This window comes from Candidatus Insignibacter tubulum, from assembly GCF_056790205.1.
Genome location: NZ_CP199715.1, coordinates 815,890 through 836,275, shown reverse-complemented (window position 1 = coordinate 836,275; position 20,386 = coordinate 815,890). Strand labels below are relative to the sequence as shown.

18 protein-coding genes are annotated in these 20,386 nt (G+C 30.6%); 10 read left to right on the top strand and 8 right to left on the bottom strand.

What is annotated here, in order from left to right:
• Positions 1 to 31: 31 nt before the first annotated feature.
• Positions 32 to 1,315, bottom strand: coding sequence for a histidinol dehydrogenase (gene hisD, locus ACUBP5_RS03500; RefSeq protein ID WP_482168259.1), 1,284 nt, complete (start codon positions 1,313 to 1,315; stop codon positions 32 to 34).
• Positions 1,316 to 1,331: 16 nt separating this feature from the next.
• On the bottom strand, positions 1,332 to 2,186 hold the full coding sequence (hisG, locus tag ACUBP5_RS03495; protein ID WP_482168258.1) for an ATP phosphoribosyltransferase: 855 nt from the start codon (positions 2,184 to 2,186) through the stop codon (positions 1,332 to 1,334).
• Positions 2,187 to 3,170: 984 nt separating this feature from the next.
• Between hisG and hflX the strand changes: the two genes are divergently transcribed.
• The 10 genes from hflX (at position 3,171) to ACUBP5_RS03445 (ending at position 15,606) form a co-directional block, all read left to right on the top strand.
• Entirely contained in the window at positions 3,171 to 4,403 is a 1,233-nt protein-coding gene (gene hflX, locus ACUBP5_RS03490; protein WP_482168257.1) for a GTPase HflX, read from the top strand.
• 216 nt (positions 4,404 to 4,619) lie between these two features.
• A complete protein-coding gene (locus ACUBP5_RS03485; RefSeq protein WP_482168256.1) occupies positions 4,620 to 7,028 on the top strand; it encodes a heavy metal translocating P-type ATPase in 2,409 nt (802 codons plus the stop codon).
• Between the two features lie 88 nt (positions 7,029 to 7,116).
• Positions 7,117 to 7,236 carry a cbb3-type cytochrome oxidase assembly protein CcoS gene (ccoS, locus tag ACUBP5_RS03480; protein ID WP_482168255.1) on the top strand — a complete coding sequence of 40 codons (120 nt, stop codon included), beginning with the start codon at positions 7,117 to 7,119 and terminating at the stop codon, positions 7,234 to 7,236.
• Positions 7,237 to 7,279: 43 nt separating this feature from the next.
• Positions 7,280 to 9,493, top strand: a complete 2,214-nt coding sequence (ccoN, locus tag ACUBP5_RS03475; RefSeq protein WP_482168254.1) for a cytochrome-c oxidase, cbb3-type subunit I — start codon at positions 7,280 to 7,282, stop codon at positions 9,491 to 9,493.
• A gap of 17 nt (positions 9,494 to 9,510) precedes the next feature.
• On the top strand, positions 9,511 to 9,687 hold the full coding sequence (locus ACUBP5_RS03470) for a cytochrome oxidase (protein ID WP_482168253.1): 177 nt from the start codon (positions 9,511 to 9,513) through the stop codon (positions 9,685 to 9,687).
• Positions 9,688 to 9,692: 5 nt separating this feature from the next.
• Positions 9,693 to 10,550, top strand: coding sequence for a cbb3-type cytochrome c oxidase N-terminal domain-containing protein (locus tag ACUBP5_RS03465; protein WP_482168252.1), 858 nt, complete (start codon positions 9,693 to 9,695; stop codon positions 10,548 to 10,550).
• Positions 10,551 to 10,723: 173 nt separating this feature from the next.
• A complete protein-coding gene (ccoG, locus tag ACUBP5_RS03460) occupies positions 10,724 to 12,136 on the top strand; it encodes a cytochrome c oxidase accessory protein CcoG (RefSeq protein ID WP_482168251.1) in 1,413 nt (470 codons plus the stop codon).
• Positions 12,137 to 12,140: 4 nt separating this feature from the next.
• Positions 12,141 to 12,593 carry a FixH family protein gene (locus ACUBP5_RS03455; RefSeq protein WP_482168250.1) on the top strand — a complete coding sequence of 151 codons (453 nt, stop codon included), beginning with the start codon at positions 12,141 to 12,143 and terminating at the stop codon, positions 12,591 to 12,593.
• Positions 12,536 to 13,330 carry a sulfite exporter TauE/SafE family protein gene (locus tag ACUBP5_RS03450; RefSeq protein WP_482168249.1) on the top strand — a complete coding sequence of 265 codons (795 nt, stop codon included), beginning with the start codon at positions 12,536 to 12,538 and terminating at the stop codon, positions 13,328 to 13,330. Before ACUBP5_RS03455 ends, ACUBP5_RS03450 begins: the two co-directional genes overlap by 58 nt.
• 8 nt (positions 13,331 to 13,338) lie before the next feature.
• On the top strand, positions 13,339 to 15,606 hold the full coding sequence (locus ACUBP5_RS03445; RefSeq protein WP_482168248.1) for an NADP-dependent malic enzyme: 2,268 nt from the start codon (positions 13,339 to 13,341) through the stop codon (positions 15,604 to 15,606).
• Between the two features lie 598 nt (positions 15,607 to 16,204).
• On the opposite strand, the gene pnuC is transcribed toward ACUBP5_RS03445, so the two are convergent.
• From pnuC to ACUBP5_RS03415, 6 genes are all read right to left on the bottom strand, one after another.
• On the bottom strand, positions 16,205 to 16,816 hold the full coding sequence (gene pnuC / locus ACUBP5_RS03440) for a nicotinamide riboside transporter PnuC (RefSeq protein ID WP_482168247.1): 612 nt from the start codon (positions 16,814 to 16,816) through the stop codon (positions 16,205 to 16,207).
• Positions 16,817 to 16,819: 3 nt separating this feature from the next.
• Positions 16,820 to 17,437: a 4'-phosphopantetheinyl transferase family protein gene (locus ACUBP5_RS03435; protein WP_482168246.1), complete on the bottom strand. Its 618-nt coding sequence runs from the start codon at positions 17,435 to 17,437 to the stop codon at positions 16,820 to 16,822.
• A 75-nt stretch (positions 17,438 to 17,512) separates the two neighbouring features.
• Entirely contained in the window at positions 17,513 to 17,611 is a 99-nt protein-coding gene (locus ACUBP5_RS03430) for a hypothetical protein (protein WP_482168618.1), read from the bottom strand.
• On the bottom strand, positions 17,608 to 17,970 hold the full coding sequence (locus tag ACUBP5_RS03425) for a regulatory protein RecX (protein ID WP_482168245.1): 363 nt from the start codon (positions 17,968 to 17,970) through the stop codon (positions 17,608 to 17,610). The genes ACUBP5_RS03430 and ACUBP5_RS03425 overlap by 4 nt, the downstream gene beginning before the upstream one ends.
• A gap of 512 nt (positions 17,971 to 18,482) precedes the next feature.
• Entirely contained in the window at positions 18,483 to 19,250 is a 768-nt protein-coding gene (locus tag ACUBP5_RS03420) for a zinc ribbon domain-containing protein (protein ID WP_482168244.1), read from the bottom strand.
• Between the two features lie 5 nt (positions 19,251 to 19,255).
• Positions 19,256 to 20,359 carry a Nif3-like dinuclear metal center hexameric protein gene (locus ACUBP5_RS03415; RefSeq protein WP_482168243.1) on the bottom strand — a complete coding sequence of 368 codons (1,104 nt, stop codon included), beginning with the start codon at positions 20,357 to 20,359 and terminating at the stop codon, positions 19,256 to 19,258.
• Between the last annotated feature and the right edge of the window lie 27 nt (positions 20,360 to 20,386).

The window sequence follows — 20,386 nt, the reverse complement described above, 5'->3', positions numbered from 1 at the left end:
TTTATCTTAATTCTAACTTTTTTTAAAGTTGTTATAATTTTAGACGCTTAGCAATAGCCTCCCAATGACCTATTAATCCTTCTCCTTCAGCCATATATTTTATAGTAGTTGAGAGGGTTTCTAACCCTTCTTTAGAAAGCTCTTGAAAAGTTATTTTTTTCACAAAACTCTCTGTTGAGAGACTATTATATGACCTTGCATACCCATTTGTAGGTAGGGTATGATTCGTGCCTGATGCATAATCCCCAGCACTTTCAGGAGAGAAATTCCCTAAAAAAACAGAACCTGCATTTTTCACTTTATCAGCCCATTTTTTAGGATTTTTACAATTGATGATTAAATGTTCTGGTGCATATGCATTGATAAGATCCATGCCTTCCTCAAAATCTTTTACTACAAGAATAAAAGAATTTTCTAAGGCTTTTAGAGCTATCGATGCTCTGGGAAGTTTAGTGATTTGTTTGTTTAAATGATCTAAAACTTTTCTGCACCAGTTTTCTTCATCACTTATTAACAATACTTGGCTATCTATTCCATGTTCAGCTTGTGATAACAGATCAGAAGCAACATAAGCAGGTGTAGCGGTGGTATCAGCTAGCACCGCTAATTCTGAGGGACCTGCAGGCATATCTATTGATATCCCTTCTTGTAGGATAAGTTTTTTAGCAGCTGTTACATAGGGATTGCCTGGACCAAAAATCTTATATACTAAAGGGATGCTTTCAGTTCCATAAGCCATAGCAGCAATAGCTTGTGCTCCGCCTATTTTATATATCTTTTTTATTCCTAATTTATCAGCAGCATATAACATAGCTGAAGATAGTTTCCCTTGTTCGTCTGGAGGGCTACATAATACAATATCCTTGCAACCAGCTAGTTTAGCGGGAATACCCAACATAAGTACAGTAGAAAAAAGAGGAGCCGATCCTCCAGGTATATATAAGCCTACCTTTTCAATAGGTATATTTTTTCTCCAGCATTGCACACCATTTGTAATTTTTATAATAGGTTCCTTTAGAATTTGATTCTGATGAAAGGATATGATATTATTGCCTGCCTCAAAAAGTGCCTTTTTTAAGTTTTCAGGTGTTTTTTTGTGAGCGTCGTCTATTTCTATCTGACTGACCTTAAAATCTTTCAGGGTTACTTTATCCCATTTTTCAGTATATCTCTTTAAGGCCTTATCACCTTGTTTTTTTACATCTTTAAGTATAGAACATACTTTTTTGGAAATTTTTATATTTCCTTGAATTGGTCTTTTGATAATCTCAAACCATTTTTCCTTAGCCGGATGAAGATAAAAGGGGATTTTCATAAAAAATAATTTTTCTTTATGGGATCATCTTTGTAATGGGTGATACCAGTAGATCTTGCGCTCCATATGCCTTAAGTTTTTCAATGGTGTCCCAAAGGTTCTTCTTTTGAATTACAACATGTACTGCTGTCCAATTTGGATCAGCTAATGGCAAAACAGTAGGGCTTTTTTCTCCGGATAGAAAATTCAATATATTTTCTAGATATTCATTGGGTGTATTCAACATTACGTATTTATTATTCCTAGCTCTTTTAACAGCTTGTATTCTAAATAATAAACGCTCTGCAAAGGACTTTCTTGAAAATTTTATACGTGGAGAGGCTATTAAAAGAGCTTCAGATTTTAAAACACATCCGATCTCATATAGACCATTTATAAAAAGAGTCTTACCGCTGCTTACCAGATCACAAACAGCATCAGATATACCAATACTAGGAGCTATTTCTACAGCCCCGCTAATAGTATGGATATCTGCTTTAATATACTGTTTATCTAAAAAATTTTTCAGAATATTAGGATAACTTGTAGCAATGCATCTATCAGCTAAATCCTCTAAAGTTTTATAATTAGAATTTTTTGATACGGCTATAGATAATCTACAATTCCCAAACCCAAGTTTTTCTTTAATATTTAATTTTATTCCCTTTTCTAAAAATACATTTCTCCCAACGATACCTAAATCTACAATATTATCTTCAAGGTATTTAGGGATATCATCATCACGTAAAAAAAATATTTCTAAAGGGAAATTTAAAGCAGTGCTTTTAAGTTTCTGATTTAAGTCCATATCAATTCCACACTCTTTAAGAAGAGTAATTGAATCCTCATGTAAACGGCCGGACTTTTGTAGAGCTATTCTAAGATGTTTCATAACGCATAATTAAAGATTACCTTAGATAAGGTCAAGCTTTAATTAAGATATTTTAAATTGATAAAAAAACTATATTTACAAATACCCATCGGTAACTTTTGATCAAAATAGGTATTGTTTACGATATATGTAACTTTGCTTTGTTACTAGCTTACGATAGCAAATCTATAAAATATTTTTTTAACAAGAATAACTCTTTTTTTAAGTCTGAAAGCTAGATTTTTTCTTTAGATATGCGTTTTATACATTTTGTTTTAGTTGAATATTTCAAAAAACCTATTGATATAAAATTGAGCTAAATAACTTAAAAATATTTAAGTTCATACTCTAAAGTATACATGTTACATTTTATATTATAACTCAACATTTTTATTAATATGAAAAATATTTTTTTATTGATAAAAAAAAAATAGCAAATATTTTTCATCATGACTAGAGTAGGTAAGAAGAGGGGAAGTTAATTAGCTAAAGCGTTTTTAATATCGCGAAAAATAAAATTTTAAGATTATTTTAATAATATTGAATGTAGGATAGAAAAAAAAAGTGTTGAGAGGCAGTTATTTTTTTTATTTTAATAAATTAACATTTTTATATTTTTTAACATTTTAGCAGTTAAATCATAGGGTATTTTAGTTCTTTTTATCTTTAAAATATTATCAATAACCCTTAATTTACAAGATTTTATGGAAAAAAAGAAAGAATCCTTTTTATGGAAAACTATATATAATTAAGTGATATCATTTATCTTCTTTGTATTTTATAATATATATTCTTTTTAAAAAAAATACTCTCTACAAAAAAGAGAGTTACAATTTTAATATTGCCTATATCATAAAATGATAAATGATATTCTTTTTATTTTTTGAAATTGATTTATTTCATCTAAATTGCCAATAGACTCTACTATAAACGTCTCTAATAACTATAGATGATTTATCCATTAAGTTTTTTAATAAAAACGTTTTTATATTGTAGATATATATAATGATAGAGAAAAAATGGACTCAATACAAGAAGGTGATACTAATTGGGTTAATCATTAATTTACAAAAAGATGAAAAATCACAAGATTCCCTCGATGAGCTGGAACTTCTTGCACAAACAGCACAGGCAAAAGTTTATGCTAGATTCACTCAAAGACTTAATTGTCCAGATACAAAAACTTTTATAGGTACTGGTAAGCTAAAAGAAGTTGCATTTTACGTAAAACAGTATTCAATAGATACTATCATTTTTAATGATGAACTTTCTCCATTACAATTGAAGAATCTAGAACGATTTCTTGATATAAGGATCATAGATCGTACTCAATTGATTCTCGATATTTTTGCTCAACGTGCAAGAACTTCTTATGCCCGGACACAAGTAGAACTAGCTCAATATAAGTATCTTTTGTCGCGTCTAACTCGTATGTGGACTCACCTTGAACGTCAGAGAGGGGGTATTGGGTTGCGTGGTCCGGGAGAGACCGAAATAGAAACGGATCGTCGCATGGTCCGTCAACGCATTGGGTTACTTCGTAAAAAACTATCAAATATTGATAAGCAAATGACTATTCAACGTAACCACCGTAATAAACTTGTACGAGTAGGCATTATAGGTTATACTAATGTTGGTAAATCTACTTTAATGAATAGTCTAAGTAAATCAAATGTTTTCACTGAAAATAAGCTTTTTGCTACTTTAGATACTACTGTTCGAAAAGTAGTTATCAAAAATATACCTTTTTTATTGTCCGATACAGTAGGTTTTATAAGGAAATTACCTACTTTGCTTATTGAGTCTTTTAAATCCACCTTAGATGAGGTTAGAGAGTCAGATATTTTACTTCATGTTGTAGATATATCTCATCATAGTTTTGAAGATCATATACAGTCAGTTAATGATACTCTTTCTGAGATTAAAGCTATCGGTAAACCTACAATTATTATTTTTAATAAAATAGATCACTATTATCTTACAAAAAAGACTGATTATGATATAGAAGATAAAACCAAAGAACCCGTTCCTTTTAATGAAGTGAGAAATTTTTTTTTGACAAAAAATATAGAGAATGCTATTTTCGTTTCAGCTCGTACAGGGCAGGGGATGATAGAGTTAAAGAAATTGCTCTATCAAAAGATAAAAGAATTACATATTCGACGTTTCCCTTATAATAATTTTATATATCCCATATATGATGAGGAAGAATATCAATCAAATCTCCCCCCTATTTAATCCTATTAATTCCAATTTTTGGAATCTCATCGTATTATATAATGATTTTTCTATATTGCTAATAGAAAGTAATTTTTTAATTCACTATAAGGTTAGGTGAATTGAAAAATAGTTCGTGGGTTCGTACTTTCGTTTTATAGACTAATTCTAAAAAATAGAAAATACTTTATAATAGAAAATTAATCCTTTGTTAAATGAATAAGAAAATTACTTTGAATGCTAAATTACAATTGTTTTCACTGTAATCAAGAAACTTTAGATAATCTACGAATCTTTGATAAGGTGTTTTGTTGTCAGGGATGTAAAACTGTCTACGAGATCTTATGTGAAAACGGCCTAGAAAAATTTTATGAACTTAATCATTCTCCAGGTGTTGCCCCTCATAAAAAAAATAGGCATCAATTTGATTTTCTTGATACAAAACACATTAGAGAAAAATTGGTTGATTTTGATGATGATCAAATTACCTCAGTATCCTTTTTCATACCTTCTATACATTGTAGCTCTTGTGTATGGTTATTAGAAAATCTACATAAAATACAAACTTCTATAGTTTGCTCAACAGTCAATTTTACTGCTAGAACTTTATCTGTGGTTTTTAAAAAAAAAGATTATACACTAAGTAGATTAGCCTATTTTATTAATTGTATGGGCTATAAACCGGTATTTAATCTAGAAAATATAGAAAAAAAAATATATAATGATAGAAATTTACTTTATAAAATAGCCATTGCTTTTTTTAGTTTTGCTAATAGCATGTTACTAGCTTTCCCTGAATATTTAAGTGATCATGATGATATTTGGCTAAGAAACAATCAATATTTTTTTCGCTTACTTATGATGTTCCTTTCTCTTCCGGTAATGTTTTACTCAGCTATAGATTTTTTTCGTTCAGCCTATAATGCTTTACTAAAAAAAAAATTACATATTGATGTGCCCATTGCTTTAGGCATGCTAGTCCTTTTTTTACGAAGTTCTTATGAAGTACTCCTAGATTTAGGAGCAGGTTATTTTGATAGTTTTTCCGGGTTAGTATTTTTTATGTTACTCGGACGAGCTTTCCAAATTAGGACTTATCGTTCTTTAGCTTTTGATAATGATTATAAATCATTTTATCCTATTGCTGTCACACGTATTAGGAATCAAAAAGAGGAAAATATTTTGTTATCTGATCTTCACAAAGGTGATCGTATTATTATACGTAATGAAGAAATAATTCCAGCTGATGTTATACTTATAAATGGTGAAGCATTTATTGATAATAGTCTTATTACTGGAGAATCATATTTGAAGTTATATAAAATAGGAAGCCGAATCTATGCAGGTGGATGTCAGCGAGGAGAAAGATTAGAAGTAGAAGTGATTAAGGAAGTTAATCAAAGTCGTCTGATCCAATTATGGAGTCATAAGGCTTTTAAAAAACCAAAAACGTACTTTGATACTCTAATTAATAGATGGAGTTATTACTTTACGTTAATTATAATAGTTCTTGCTGTTTTTGCAGGTTGTTATTGGTATTATTTTGATGAGGAGCACATTTTTCAAGTAGTCTGTGCAGTTTTAATTGTAGCTTGTCCTTGTGCATTAGCATTGTCTACACCTTTCACATTAGGGTATCTAATGCGAATCTTATCCCAAGATGGCTTTTATGTTAAAGATATTTCTACAATAGAACGTATAAGCAAAGTTGACGCATTAGTCTTTGATAAGACTGGAACTCTAACAGAGAGTGAAGCTGCGAAAATTGACTATAATGGGATTCCCTTAAATGAAATCCAACGTTCAGCTTTTGCTGCTTTATTTAGAAATTCTAGACATCCTCTTAGTTGTTCTTTATACTATCATCTAAAAAATGAATCATCTGTACGAAAAATTAACAATTTTCAGGAATTTCCTGCAAAAGGGTTACAAGCTTATGTAGATAACCTTTTAATAAAGGCAGGATCAGCTGATTATGTCGGATATATACAAAAAGAGATAATAGAAAATCGTACTCAAGTATTTATTTCTATAGAAAATCGTGTTTTAGGGTGTTTTATATTTTATCATCGTTACCGGCCAGGATTAAAAAATATTTTTAAATCTCTGATTTATGATTATCGGTTGTCTCTCCTTTCAGGAGATAATAATACTGAAAAACCTTTCTTAAAATCACTCTTAACTATAGATATCGAAATGTTATTTTGGAGGGACCCACAACAAAAGCTCGATTATATTAATCAATTACAGAAAAAAAATTATAGTGTAATGATGTTTGGAGATGGGCTAAATGATTCTGGCGCTCTTAAACAGAGCGATGTAGGCGTATCTTTATTTGAGAGCGTAAATAATTTCTCGCCTAATTGTGATGTGCTTATGAAAGCAACTAAATTTTATAAAATTCCTTATTTTTTAAAACTCTCTAAAATGGGTATTCGATTAGTCAAGATTTCTTTTTTAATTAGTTTATTATATAATATCATAGGTCTAACTTTTGCTGTAAGTGGTCATCTTAACCCAGTAATAGCAGCATTACTAATGCCTATTAGTTCAATATCTGTAATATTATTTTCTACCTCTTTTACTTGGATAGGAGCCTGGTGGTTAAGACGAAAAGTAAATTGGGATAAATATAAATATAAATAAAAGCCTAAATTTATTTACATTCTTTCATAATAATTAAATAAAGATTTTCAAACCTTATCTTTGTAATAATATGGATATATTGCTCTTGATGATATTAGCAAGCGTTTCTTTAGGAGTAGTTTTTTTGATTATATTCATAATCAATGTCAAAAATGGACAGTTTGATGAAGATGAATCTCCAGCTATAAGGATTCTTATAGATGACTAATTTTGTGAAAAAGAAAAAAAACTAAATTTTATAGTATACAAAAATGTATGTTCAAAAATTTTATTACGATAATCAAATCGTAAGAGCTTTTTTATATGCCACTATTTTTTGGGCGCTTGCTGGCTTTACGGGAGGGTTGGTTGTTGCTTTAATGCTTTTTTATCCCGAATTGCCGGAATTTCTCCTCGGAGAACATCTTAAAGATTCATTTGGTATGCTCGGCTATGGCCGTTGGCGAATGCTACATACTAATACGGTTATTTTCGCTTTTGTTGGCAATGTCATTTTCACCGGTTCTTACTATTCATTGCAGAGATTGCTTAAAACACGCATGTTTAGCGATATGCTTAGCTGGGTGCATTTCTGGGGATGGCAGCTCATTATTGTGTTTACCTGGATTACATATATTCTAGGAATAAATACGAGTAAGGAGTATGCTGAACATGAATGGCCTATAGATATTCTTATTGCAGTAGTTTGGATCCTTTACGGGATAAATATGATTGGAACTCTTTTTATAAGAAGAGTTAAGCATATGTATGTAGCGATATGGTTTTTCATAGGCACATGGGTAGCTGTTGCTATGTTGCATATTTTTAATAATCTTGCTATTCCCATAGCGTTAAATTCTCTAAAAAGTTATTCAATATATGCAGGAGTACAAGATGCCTTGGTCCAATGGTGGTATGGCCATAACGCTGTAGCTTTCGTATTGACTACCCCTATACTAGGGTTGATGTATTATTACATACCTAAGGCATCGGGACGTCCTGTTTTTTCTTATAAACTTTCAATAATACATTTCTGGTCACTTATATTTATTTATATATGGGCTGGACCTCACCATTTAATGTATACTTCTCTTCCAGGCTGGGCTCAGATGCTCGGAACGATTTTTTCTATTATGCTTATCGCCCCTTCATGGGGGGGTATGCTTAATGGATTACTTACCCTTAGAGGGGCTTGGGATAAGGTACGAGAGGATCCCATATTGAAATTTTTCGTTGTCGCAATCACCTGCTATGGCATGTCTACTTTTGAAGGCCCTATGCTGGCTACGAAGACTTTAAATTCTATTGGGCATTTTACTGACTGGATTATTGCTCATGTACATATTGGAACTCTTGGATGGAATGGATTTATGGCTTTTGGGGTTATTTATTGGTTAGTTAAGCGTCTTTGGAATACAAAACTCTATTCAACTGCATTAGCTAATATTCATTTTTGGTTTGGGATTTTAGGTATTATTTTTTATGTGATTCCTCTTTATTGGGGAGCTATAGTTCAGGCTGAAATGTGGAAAGAATTTAACCCTGATGGGACCTTAATGAATAAAAATTTTTTAGATACGGTAACTACTTTAGCTCCTTTTTATAAAATGCGTTTTATAGGTGGAAGTTTTTATCTGATAGGCACTTTTATAATGGTATATAACCTTTACCGCACAATTAGAATAGGACATTTCATAGCTAATGAACCTGCTGAAGCTATAAATTTGATGAATAGTTTTAAAAAGAAAAATGATAGCGGAAAATCTCACGAGTGGTTAGAGCGAAAACCTATACAGTTTACTATTCTATCTTTACTTGTAGTAGGGATAGGGAGTGCAGTTGAGATTATTCCTACACTCATAATTAAGTCTAATATTCCTACAATAACTAGTGTAAAACCCTATAGTGCTTTAGAACTCGAGGGGAGAGATATTTATATCCGTGAAGGTTGTAATGCTTGTCATTCGCAAATGATACGTCCTTTTAGAGACGAAGTAGTACGTTATGGAGAGTATTCTAAGGCAGGTGAATTTGTTTATGATCATCCTTTCCTTTGGGGGTCTAAACGTACAGGACCTGATTTAGCTCGCCAGGGAAGGAAAAATCCTAGTTCATGGCATTTTAAACATATGTATGATCCACGTTCTACTTCTCCAGGTTCCATTATGCCTAGATACTCTTGGCTGATCTACCGTCGATTAAATACTGAGGCTACATTAGCAAAAATGCTCACTATGGTAAAATTGGGAGTGCCTTATACAGCTGAGGATATTGATCATGCCTATAAAGATATGAATGCACAGGCCTCTAAAATAGTTGCGAGTATTTATAGCGAATCTCCCGATATTAAGGAACAAATCATTGCTCAGGAAAATCTTGAAGGAAAAAATTTTATCCCCCTTGAAAAGAGGGAAATCATAGCGCTTATTGCTTATTTGCAACGTATAGGTATAGATATTAAAGCTTCAAAAGTAAAAAATCCTTAGAACTGATAAATAAGAATATGATTGGATTTTTTAAAAAATATCTTAGTCAAGTCCCTTATGCTGATTTATTTCAATCACTAGTCTTGGTTATTTTATTTCTTATTTTTCTTTTTACAGTATTTTTTATTTGTCGAAAACCTGAAAAATACTACAATGAGATTAAAGATCTTCCTTTGAAAGGAGATGAAAAATAATCCTTATGAAACCTAGAGTTCCTGCTTTTATAACTATCCCTTTTGCTATTTTCGTTATAGCTTTTGTGCTTTATGTATTCTCTGGGGAGAATATAGTTCATTTTATTCCTTTGTCAATTATTTTTATCTCTTTAATTTTGCTATTGATATTAGAAGCAATCAATAAGTTAATTTATCATCAAAAGCTTAAATTTCTTCCTGAAGAAAAACGTAATAAACTTATTAAGCAAAATCAACAAAATTATTTTCTTAGACTCTACAAAAGTGGGTTCCTAGAGACTAAAGAACAAGAAGAAGATGTTATAGTTATAGATCATGGATTCGATGGGATTTTAGAGCTTGACAATAGATTGCCTTCTTGGTGGGTTAATTTATTTTATTTGACCATTATGGTTGCTATTGTTTATTTTTTCGCTTACTTATTCACTTATTTTGCACATCCTGAAAAAGAATATCAATTAGCTTATGATAAACAAATATCTGAGATACAAGCATATGAAAAATCCCGCCCTCAAGTGACTCTTGAAACAGCTCGCTTTGATGAAAATCTTATCGAACAAGGAAAGATACTGTTTAATGAAAACTGTGCTACTTGCCATGGAATCAATGCAAGGGGGAACATAGGGCCTAATCTTACTGATGACTACTGGATTAACAAAGAGGAAAAAAATTTATTTAAGAATATCTTTCATATAATATGGTATGGAAGTAAAAATAATCCCACAATGCGATCTTTTGGAGTATTAGGGGAGATCAAAGGAAATGACATACAAAAAATAGCCAGTTATATCTATTCTATCAATAGAAGCACTCAAAAACCGCCTAACAGTAAAGTCTCTGAAGGTAAAAAAGTAATCTGGTAAAATGCCAGGATAAATTCAAATGATTGAAAACAATTTATAGTTCCGAAAACTATACTATCTACGCTATAATCGTTTTTTAAAAAAATCTTAATATACATAATATCATTAATTTTAATAAAATCTTGATAATTATCTATAAAGTATTAAAAAAAATCATATAAAATCTTAATATAATGATTCAAAGTAAAGATTTTCGTGATCATATTAATACTATGGATCAAAGAGGCTTTCGTAAGTGGCTATATCCCCGAAAACCTAGGGGAAGGTACTATCGTAGGCGTACTGTTCTTAGTTGGGTTCTAATGTTATTTTTTTTCTCAGCACCTTTTATTAGGATACAAGGAGATCCTTTTATAAAATTAGATGTATTTAACAGAGAATTTTTCATTTTTTCATTTCATTTTTATCCGCAGGATTTCCCCCTTTTTGCCTTATTTACCATTATCACTATAGTATTTATAATCCTTTTTACAATAATATATGGTAGAATTTTTTGTGGTTGGTTATGTCCTCAAACCATTTTTTTAGAAATGCTTTTTCGGAAGATAGAGTATGCTATAGAAGGTGATAAAGGCGCGCAAGAGCGTTTAAATCGACAAAAGTGGAATAAGGTAAAAGTTAGAAAAAAACTCTTAAAATGGTTAATTTTTTCATTTCTTTCCTTATTTATGTCGTATGTATTAATTACTTATTTTCTAGGTTCCGATATGCTTTTTAAGGTTATAAAAGAAGGCCCATTAAAGAATTCAGGGGTATTCCTAGTGATTTTTATTAATGCATGCTTTATTTATTTCGTATATAGCTGGTTTAGAGAACAAGCTTGTACTTTGGTTTGTCCTTATGGACGTCTTCAAGGCGTTCTGATTGATAAATATACCATGGTAGTAGCCTATGATTATAAAAGAGGAGAAGGCATTGCTGGTCGTGCTAAGTTTAAAAAAGGAGAAAATCGTCAAGACCTAGGTAAAGGAGATTGTATTGACTGTAATCAATGTGTAGTTGTATGTCCTACAGGTATAGATATACGTAACGGTACGCAACTTGAATGCGTTAATTGTACTGCTTGCATGGACTCTTGTGATGAAGTTATGGATAAGATTGGTAAACCTCGTAAGCTTATACGTTATGCCTCGTCATATAACATTTCCACTCGTAAAAGCTTTCGATTTACATTTAATTTATTTGCTTATACGGCTGTTTTAATAGCACTTTTAAGTATACTTATTACACTTTTAGCTTTTAGGCCTCCGATAAAAGCTAAAATTTTACGTGTTCCTGGATCAGAGTATAGTATTCAAGGAGATAAGATTATAAATTTTTATGAATATACTATTATAAATAATAGTTCAAAAACTGTTAATTTACATTTTAAAATTCTTTTTTATAAGGGTGTAATATATTTGTTTTATGAGCAAAAAAGCATAAAATTACGAAAAGGAGACAACTATCATGGAAAGTTTAAAATCATACTCCCCAAAAAGGAAATTCATCAGACTAAAACAAATCTACGTATAGGGATATATGATCAGAGAGGATATCTTATAGAAGTTTATAATACGGTTTTTCTTGGACCATTTAAATTTTAAAATTATGAAAATACGATTTCGTTGGGAAGTTATTCTTACCACTGCGTTAGTGTTTTTTATAGGTTTTATACTCTATATAGCTTTCGTTCGTCTAGATGTAACTAGCCAGTTGGTTTCTGAACATTATTATGAAGAAGGAATGAGATACCAGGATATTATTAATGAACGAAATAATGCGGATGCTTTATCTGAAAAAGTATATATCGAAGTTTTATCTAAGGGTATAAAAATTCACTTTCCTAAAGTTTTTAGATCTTATAATACTAAAGGAAATTTAAATCTATTGCGCCCTTCTAACAAACTTTGGGATGTTAATATGATTCTTAATATAGATCCCCAAGGGGAATATCTTATTTCTGAGAAAGTACTTAAGATAGGTGAGTATGTTCTCCTTATAAGATGGGATTCTGGAATAAAAAAATACTTTATACAGCAGCCTATAATATGGAAACATTAGTTATTAGCGCAGCATTTATTTTAGGTGTAACTGGTAGTTTGCACTGTTTTGGCATGTGCGGCCCTATCGCCTTTGCTTTAGCTATAGACCGTAAGCAAAAATCAAAAATGTTCTTTCAGAATCTTTCATATCAATTAGGACGTATTTTTTCTTATACCCTCCTAGGGTTGGTTTTCGGTGCAGTTGGTTATGGTTTTTCTCTGGCTAGATTTCAAAAATTACTTTCAGTAATTTTAGGTATGACCATCATGATTTCCGTATTCATATCCGATAATTTTTTTACCAAAATCTATCATCTTAATTCTTATAGACGATTATTAAGTAAACTTCGTTTAGTATTAGGTTTTTTTATAAAGAAAAAAACTTTCTTGGGTCTTTTTATTACAGGCATTCTTAATGGGATTTTACCTTGTGGTTTAATTTATATCGCTCTTGCTAATGCTATAACTAACGGTAAAATATTTTATGGAGGAGTCTTTATGTTGTTTTTCGGTTTGGGTACATTACCTTTGATGTTTACTACAGTTATTTTAGGAAATTTTATCGGGATTCAGTTTAAGAAAAGAATATCAAAGTTCATGCTTATTATAGTATTTTTTGTAGGTACTTTAATATTACTGAGAGGTCTTCAGCTGGATATACCTTATATTTCCCCATCAAAAAACACCTTATATCTGCATAAAATACCCCCATTGAATGGGGAGGCATGTCATTATCAAAAACACGTTGTTAAATAATAATTATTATGAACAAAGCTGATCAGATTGCACAAGAAGCACTGGAATACCATAGTCGTTTCCCCGCGGGGAAAATTAGAATAGCTCCTAGCAAAAATTACAGCACTCAAAGAGATCTATCTTTAGCATACTCTCCAGGAGTAGCAGCCCCTTGTATGGAAATTTATAAAGATAATCAAAAAGTATATGAGTATACCTCTAAAGGTAATCTTGTAGCTGTCATCACAAACGGTACAGCAGTGCTAGGACTTGGAGATATAGGTGCTCTAGCATCAAAACCAGTGATGGAAGGTAAAGGGTTGCTATTCAAAATATTTTCCGGTATCGATGTATTTGATATTGAGATTTCAGAGTCTGATCCTGAAAAGTTTATTCAGGCAGTTAAAGCTATATCTCCTAGCTTTGGAGGTATTAATCTAGAAGATATTAAAGCTCCAGAGGCCTTTGAAATAGAACGTCGTCTTAAAGCCGAATTAAATATTCCGGTGATGCATGATGATCAGCATGGAACAGCTATTATTTCAGGTGCTGCGCTTATTAATGCATTAGAACTCGTAGGGAAAAAAACAGAAGAAATTAAGGTAGTAGTTAATGGCGCCGGAGCAGCAGCAATTTCTTGTACACGTATATATAAGCAATTAGGGGTTAAATCAGAAAATATCCTTATGTGTGATAGTAAAGGTGTTATTCGTATAGAGAGAAAAGATCTCAATAAAGAAAAGCAGGAATTTGCTGTTGATACTTCTATTGAATCTTTATCTGAAGCTCTTAAAGGGGCAGATGTATTTATAGGTCTTTCGATAGCAAATGTATTAAGTGAGAAAATGCTTTTAACTATGGCTAAAGATCCTATTGTATTTGCAATGGCTAATCCGGATCCTGAAATTCCTTACGAATTAGCCATAAAAATACGTCCTGATGCTATTGTAGCTACCGGGCGTAGTGATTATCCCAATCAGGTAAACAATGTATTAGGATTCCCTTATATATTTCGTGGAGCTCTAGATGTTCAAGCAACTACCATCAATGAAGAAATGAAATTAGCAGCTGTTTTAGCACTTGCTGATTTAGCAAAAGCTCATGTGCCTCAACAAGTAAACATTGCATATAACCAAAAAGATATTTCTTTTGGTCGTGAATATATAATACCGAAACCTTTCGATAATCGTCTGATTACACATATCGCCCCTGCCGTAGCTAAGGCTGCAATAGAATCAGGAGTAGCACGTAAAGAAATCACTAATTGGGATCTTTATAAGGAACATCTTCTCGATAGAATGGATAATACAGATAGCAAAATACTTCGAATGGTCCAAAATCGTGCCCGTTCTTATGCAAGGAGCATAGTTTTTTGCAATGGAGAGGAATATAGTGTGATTAAAGCAGCTCAAATCCTTAAACAGGAAGGTATTGCCCATCCTATACTTTTAGGGAAAAAAAATCGTATAATTCAGTTGATGAAAAATTATAATATGGACGAAGAGTTATGTATTATTGATCTTGAAAAACATCATAATAGAGAAAAAATAGAACGTTACGCTGATATTTTCTGGGAGAAAAAACAACGTAAAAGCATTACGCTTTATGATGCACGTAAACTTATGCAAACTCGCGATTATTTCGGCGCAATGATGGTAGATCAAAACGAAGCAGAAGTAGTGATAACAGGTTATTCAAGAAGTTTTTTCCTTAGTCTTAGGCCTATATTACAGGTTATAGGAAAATCCGAAAATACTCATAAAGTAGCTGGTATGATGATTTTACTTACTAAGTGCGGTCCTCTTTTTTTAGCAGATACTGCTATAATTCCTAATCCCAGTTCTAAAGATTTAGTTCATATAGCTCTTATGGCATCAAAAATGGTTAGGGCTTTTGATATAGAGCCAAATATAGCTATGTTATCTTTTCAGAATTTTTCTTGTTCTTCAAAGACTTCTAGAAAAGTGACCCGAGCTGTAAATTATCTGCATGAAAATTATCCAGATTTATCTGTAGATGGAGGGATACAGCCTGATTTTGCTTTAAATGAGTTACTAACTTTAGAAAAGTTTCCCTTTTCTAAACTGTCGGGTAAACGCGTAAACGTATTTATTTTCCCAAATTTAGACTCCGGGAATATTACTTATAAATTTATACGTGGTTTAGGAAATATACAGATGATTGGTCCATTAATGTTAGGAATGCGGAAACCAGCACACGTAATGCAGATGCAATCTAGTGTTGAAGAAATTGTACATCTAGCCTCTTTTTCAACTATGAATGTACAACTTATATAGAAAAACTATTTTATATGATTAGATATAAGTTTAATAAATCTTTTAACCCTTATTTTTTTATACAAAATATATTACAATAATAAGATGTTATACTAAAGAAATATGCATATAGCTTATTCTTATGTTAAGAATAAGCTATAAAAGTTTTTATATGTTTAGAGATATAAAATAAATCTATATTCTTAAAAGGATAGTTCCTAAGTCAACGATATACGAAAATATATTAAATACACAGTCTTAATATCTTAAGACATATAAACAAAACTATATAGAATACTATATTTTCTATATAGAAAATATAGTAAAACTTTATTTGTATTAAGCTTTTAGTAGATAGGGAAGCTAAAATATATAGTAGCATAATCAATGTAATATCCTTAAAAAAGGATCCCGCGTTATAAATTATCTAATCAAGAGAGGTATGATTAAAAACAACTATTTTATTACACTTAATCTTAAGTTTTTTCACTTAACACATGTGTATATTACATCTTAAGCCTTCCCCCTTATTGAGGGGGGATAGATTATCTTTTCTTATAGTTCTATTTTAATATAAAATATTTAAAAATAAATATTCTATTAAACTTCTTTAAGAAATTTAAGTAATTCTTTTCCAGAGAAAATAGCCACGGAAGGCTAAGCAAGTAAATATAGCAAATTGTATGCCAGTTATAGGTAATCCCTTTATAAAATAAAGGGGGACTGAAATACTATCACCTATAATCCAAAACAGCCAATTTTCAACCTTTTTTAAGGATAGCTGATACATACCTGCAAAAAACATTGGGGTTATAAAAATATCCATCCAGACATAGTTATAATTCATTTTACCAATGAAATAATAAATACCTGCTGTAAATAAGAAAGTAATAATCCAAAGAAGCGCAGTTTGACAGAGATCTTTTCGATTGGAAAAAGTTATGCAAATATTTTTATTAAGTCGATTTTTAGTGCTCCATTTATACCATCCATAAAGATTCATTAAGGTATAATAAATATTAATAATAAATTCTCCATAAAGAGAGTATATAAAAGTAATATATATGTATATACTTGAGCTTATAATGCCGGCTGGGTAAACCCCTATATGGACTTTTTGTGCTAAAATTACACTTATAATCCCCAATAATACAGCTATTATTTCCAGGACTATATTAATAAAATCAGATCCTTTATAAGGTTCTATAAAAAAATTAATAAAATCATTCATAATCTATAGTACATATACCAGACAAAAATCATTTATTTTTGTATAAAAAGCTTTATATTCAGTAACTTTAGCCCCATCTAAGGTATAGCAACGAATATATTCATCTTCTAATGAAAAAGGCATTACTCGATAATTTCTAGAAATATGACTTAGATTCCCTCCATTTATTTTGTAAAGACTTTCTTTAATCCCCCAAATGATATGTAAGTAATCTTTTATCTGATGCTTTTTAATAAAGTAAGCTTCTGAAAAGTGTAAAAATTTTTTGCTTATGTATAAAATTTTTTTTCCCGTTTCTTTTTCTAAATCTATACCTATTGCTTTTTTGCTTAATGCAACTACACCTCTCTCATAAGAATGACTCATAGATATATAAGGCCCTTTAGCTAAAAAGGGCTTCCCTTTACTATCATAAAAAACATCAGAATATTCACCAAGAGCTCTAAAAGCGCAATAAACAGCTAAAAATTCCAGTTGACGTTTAGGGGATCGATTCTCATATATTACCTTATTTCTCAAGCTCAACGGATATCTTGAAAAGATATCCTCGGGATTTTCATTAAAGTGCCATATAGCAATTTTTAGATGGTGGTTATTTATAATAGTTCTTATTAAGGGCATCCCTTTGATAGATAATCTTGACTTTTATAGGAAAGTAAATGTATTTAAATTTTCCTAAAATAGGAAAGTAAAAGTTTAATCCTTAATAGAAATATATTTTTTCAGGGCGTTATAAATAGATTCTTTTTCATGACCTTTTCTTAATAAAAACTGATAAACTTTTTGATATCTTATAAAAAGATTTTTCCCGTTAACAATATGGATTTTTTTTTTAATAAATTATTAAGAGCATTATTAAACGCTTTATTCCCTATTGTTTGAATTTCATTCTGAATGACTCTTTCCTCTACGCCTTTTAAACGTAGTTCCTGAATGATTTTTTTTCGACCCCATTGTCTATATAATAGTTTACCTTGAATAAATAATTTTGTAAAACGTTCTTCATTGAGTAAGTTATTTTTAATTAAATAATTTATAATTTCTTTTTTTTGAATTTCCTTTAATTCATAATTGTTTAATTTTTTATTAATATCCCAGTGACATCTTTCTTGATAATTACAGTAACGTACTAGATTTTTTTTAATATTTTCCAATTGTAGGATTTTTTTATAAAATATCATTTTATAGAAGAGGTGGAATAAAAAATATTTTTTTATTGTTCATATTAATGGAATTGATTTTATTAAAGTTTCTAGATTAGAATAGAAACATGTTATCTAACATATATATTATATGTCTGTTCACTTTTACGGTACAGTAATTTACTACATTAGTAGTAATAGTAATGTTTATAAAACATAAATTTAACCCAATTTCCTCCTTAAGATTAAGGCTATTTTCTCCTTTTATAGATATAAAATTTTATTAAAAAATTATGGATTATATGCTTAAAATAACGTAATTAAAAGGATTCATATAATTTATAATATAAAGACTTAAGAATTCATAAATCCACAGATAAATTTTAGGTAATTTTTTTTTTTGTTTATATCCCTCTTACTAAAATCTAATTATAATACCAAATATCTTAGTTGTTAAGATATTTATCTTTTCGACAATTAAAAAAGAAATATTAAGGATTAAATAATGCTCCAATTTTAGCATTCTACAAAATAATTTTTTGGCGTTCTTCATAAGCTAAGACTGCATCGATAAGTATACGACCACTATGTTCGTCAACCACTACTTTTTTTCGCTGAGCTATATCAAGACATTTTTGTGGAGGAATAGTAAAAAAAGATCCACTTGAGGCGCCTCTTTCTACTGGTACAACAGCAAGACCATTCTTTGCTCTAGATCTAATACGTTTATATAAATGTAATAAACGAGGATCTATATTCTTTGAAAGAATAAGAGATCTTTCTAGTAAATTACTATGTTGTCGTTTATGATCTTGTAAAATATGATCAAACTCTTTTCGTTTTTGACAAATATGCTTTTGTTTTTCTTTATAAAGAAAATCTAACTCTTTTATAAGTTCCTTTTTCTGATTAATAATAAGCTGAAACTCTTTTACTCTTTTATTAGCAAGCTCTATTTCAAGCTCTTGATATTCAATCTCTTTATTAAGATATCCAAGCTCTCGATTATTACGCACTTTATCTTGCTGAGTATGATATTTTTTAATAAGAGTTTCAGCATTTTTTATAATATCTTTTTTCTCTTGAATATTTTTTTCAAAAACCTCTATTTCTTGTTGAATTTCACAATTTTTAGATTGCGCGTTAGTTATCTCATTATCAAGCTGTTGTATCTCTATAGGTAGATTATCTATAAGTAGATTTATCTCATCTATACGAGAATCTATGAGTTGCAAATCATATAAGGCTCTAAGCTTTTCTTCTACATTTGTCTCGTGTAATTTAATAGACATATCCATTAATAAAAGTAATGTACCGGATTGGTACGCATATTTGATCGCAAAACAACAAATTTAGGAAATTTTTTTCTTAAAACATCTACAAGCAAATCTTTGGTGAACTGTTCAGATTCATAATGACCTATATCAAGAATAAAAATCTGATTATTAGCTTCAAAGAATTGATGATATTTAAAATCAGATGATATAAACGCATCTGCCCCTTTTTCCTTAGCCAAGGATAACGCAAAACTTCCTGATCCTCCTAATACAGCAATATTTTCTATAGGACGATTTAAAAAAGGAGAGTGCCGTATACAAGAGACACTCATGCGTTCTTTAACAAAACTTAAAAACATTTTTTCACTCAAAGGTTTAGATAAACGTCCTATTTTCCCAACTCCTATATCGCAATGATATAGATTATTACTTAACTCAAAAATCTCATAGGCTATTTCTTCATAGGGATGATTCACTAATAAAGATTTAATCACAGAGGATTCAAGATGAATCGGAAAAACTACATTTATGGAAACTTCTTTTTGGTGATGAAGTATCCCTCTTTTTCCATAAACGGGTAAGGATTGTTCGTTCCCCATAAAAGTGCCCCATCCGCTTACATTATAACTGCAACATTCGTAATTTCCTATACTACCTGCACCTGCTTTAAATAACTTTTCTCTTAACTCATCAGCACGTTCTTCAGGGACATAAGTGGTAAGTTTTTTAAGAACTCCCTTACGAGGTATAAGCACTTGAGAATCCACTAAATCTAACCGCTGACAAATATAATAATTTGTACCCTGAGGATGATTATCTAGATTAGTATGGATAACATAAATAGCAATTTCATATCTTAAAGCCATCATAACAGTACGCTCAGAAGAATTTATTAGCGTAAGTCGTTTTAACCCTTTAAAAATTACGGGATGAAAACTTACAATTAACCTACAACCCATTTCATAGGCCTCTTGTATCACAGATTCAGTAGTATCTAAAGTTACGAGAATTTTAGTGCTCGTCCAATTAGGATCACCTATCAGTAACCCTACATTATCAAAATCTTCAGCATATACTCTGGGCGCCCAAGAATCTATTATATTACAAATATCTCCAATTTTCACGAAAATTAAGGTTTTAAAAATTAAAAT

What these genes read in the sequence shown, in the direction of transcription:
- ACUBP5_RS03465 (WP_482168252.1), top strand. Translation starts at nt 9,693, where the DNA reads ATGAAACCTAGAGTTCCTGCTTTTATAACTATCCCTTTTGCTATTTTC.
- ccoS (WP_482168255.1), top strand. Translation starts at nt 7,117, where the DNA reads ATGATATTAGCAAGCGTTTCTTTAGGAGTAGTTTTTTTGATTATATTC.
- ACUBP5_RS03420 (WP_482168244.1), bottom strand. Translation starts at nt 19,250, where the DNA reads ATGTCTATTAAATTACACGAGACAAATGTAGAAGAAAAGCTTAGAGCC.
- hisD (WP_482168259.1), bottom strand. Translation starts at nt 1,315, where the DNA reads ATGAAAATCCCCTTTTATCTTCATCCGGCTAAGGAAAAATGGTTTGAG.
- ACUBP5_RS03450 (WP_482168249.1), top strand. Translation starts at nt 12,536, where the DNA reads ATGGGATTCTGGAATAAAAAAATACTTTATACAGCAGCCTATAATATG.
- ACUBP5_RS03485 (WP_482168256.1), top strand. Translation starts at nt 4,620, where the DNA reads ATGCTAAATTACAATTGTTTTCACTGTAATCAAGAAACTTTAGATAAT.
- ccoN (WP_482168254.1), top strand. Translation starts at nt 7,280, where the DNA reads ATGTATGTTCAAAAATTTTATTACGATAATCAAATCGTAAGAGCTTTT.
- hflX (WP_482168257.1), top strand. Translation starts at nt 3,171, where the DNA reads ATGATAGAGAAAAAATGGACTCAATACAAGAAGGTGATACTAATTGGG.
- ACUBP5_RS03470 (WP_482168253.1), top strand. Translation starts at nt 9,511, where the DNA reads ATGATTGGATTTTTTAAAAAATATCTTAGTCAAGTCCCTTATGCTGAT.
- ACUBP5_RS03445 (WP_482168248.1), top strand. Translation starts at nt 13,339, where the DNA reads ATGAACAAAGCTGATCAGATTGCACAAGAAGCACTGGAATACCATAGT.
- pnuC (WP_482168247.1), bottom strand. Translation starts at nt 16,816, where the DNA reads ATGAATGATTTTATTAATTTTTTTATAGAACCTTATAAAGGATCTGAT.
- ccoG (WP_482168251.1), top strand. Translation starts at nt 10,724, where the DNA reads ATGATTCAAAGTAAAGATTTTCGTGATCATATTAATACTATGGATCAA.
- ACUBP5_RS03435 (WP_482168246.1), bottom strand. Translation starts at nt 17,437, where the DNA reads ATGCCCTTAATAAGAACTATTATAAATAACCACCATCTAAAAATTGCT.
- ACUBP5_RS03455 (WP_482168250.1), top strand. Translation starts at nt 12,141, where the DNA reads ATGAAAATACGATTTCGTTGGGAAGTTATTCTTACCACTGCGTTAGTG.
- hisG (WP_482168258.1), bottom strand. Translation starts at nt 2,186, where the DNA reads ATGAAACATCTTAGAATAGCTCTACAAAAGTCCGGCCGTTTACATGAG.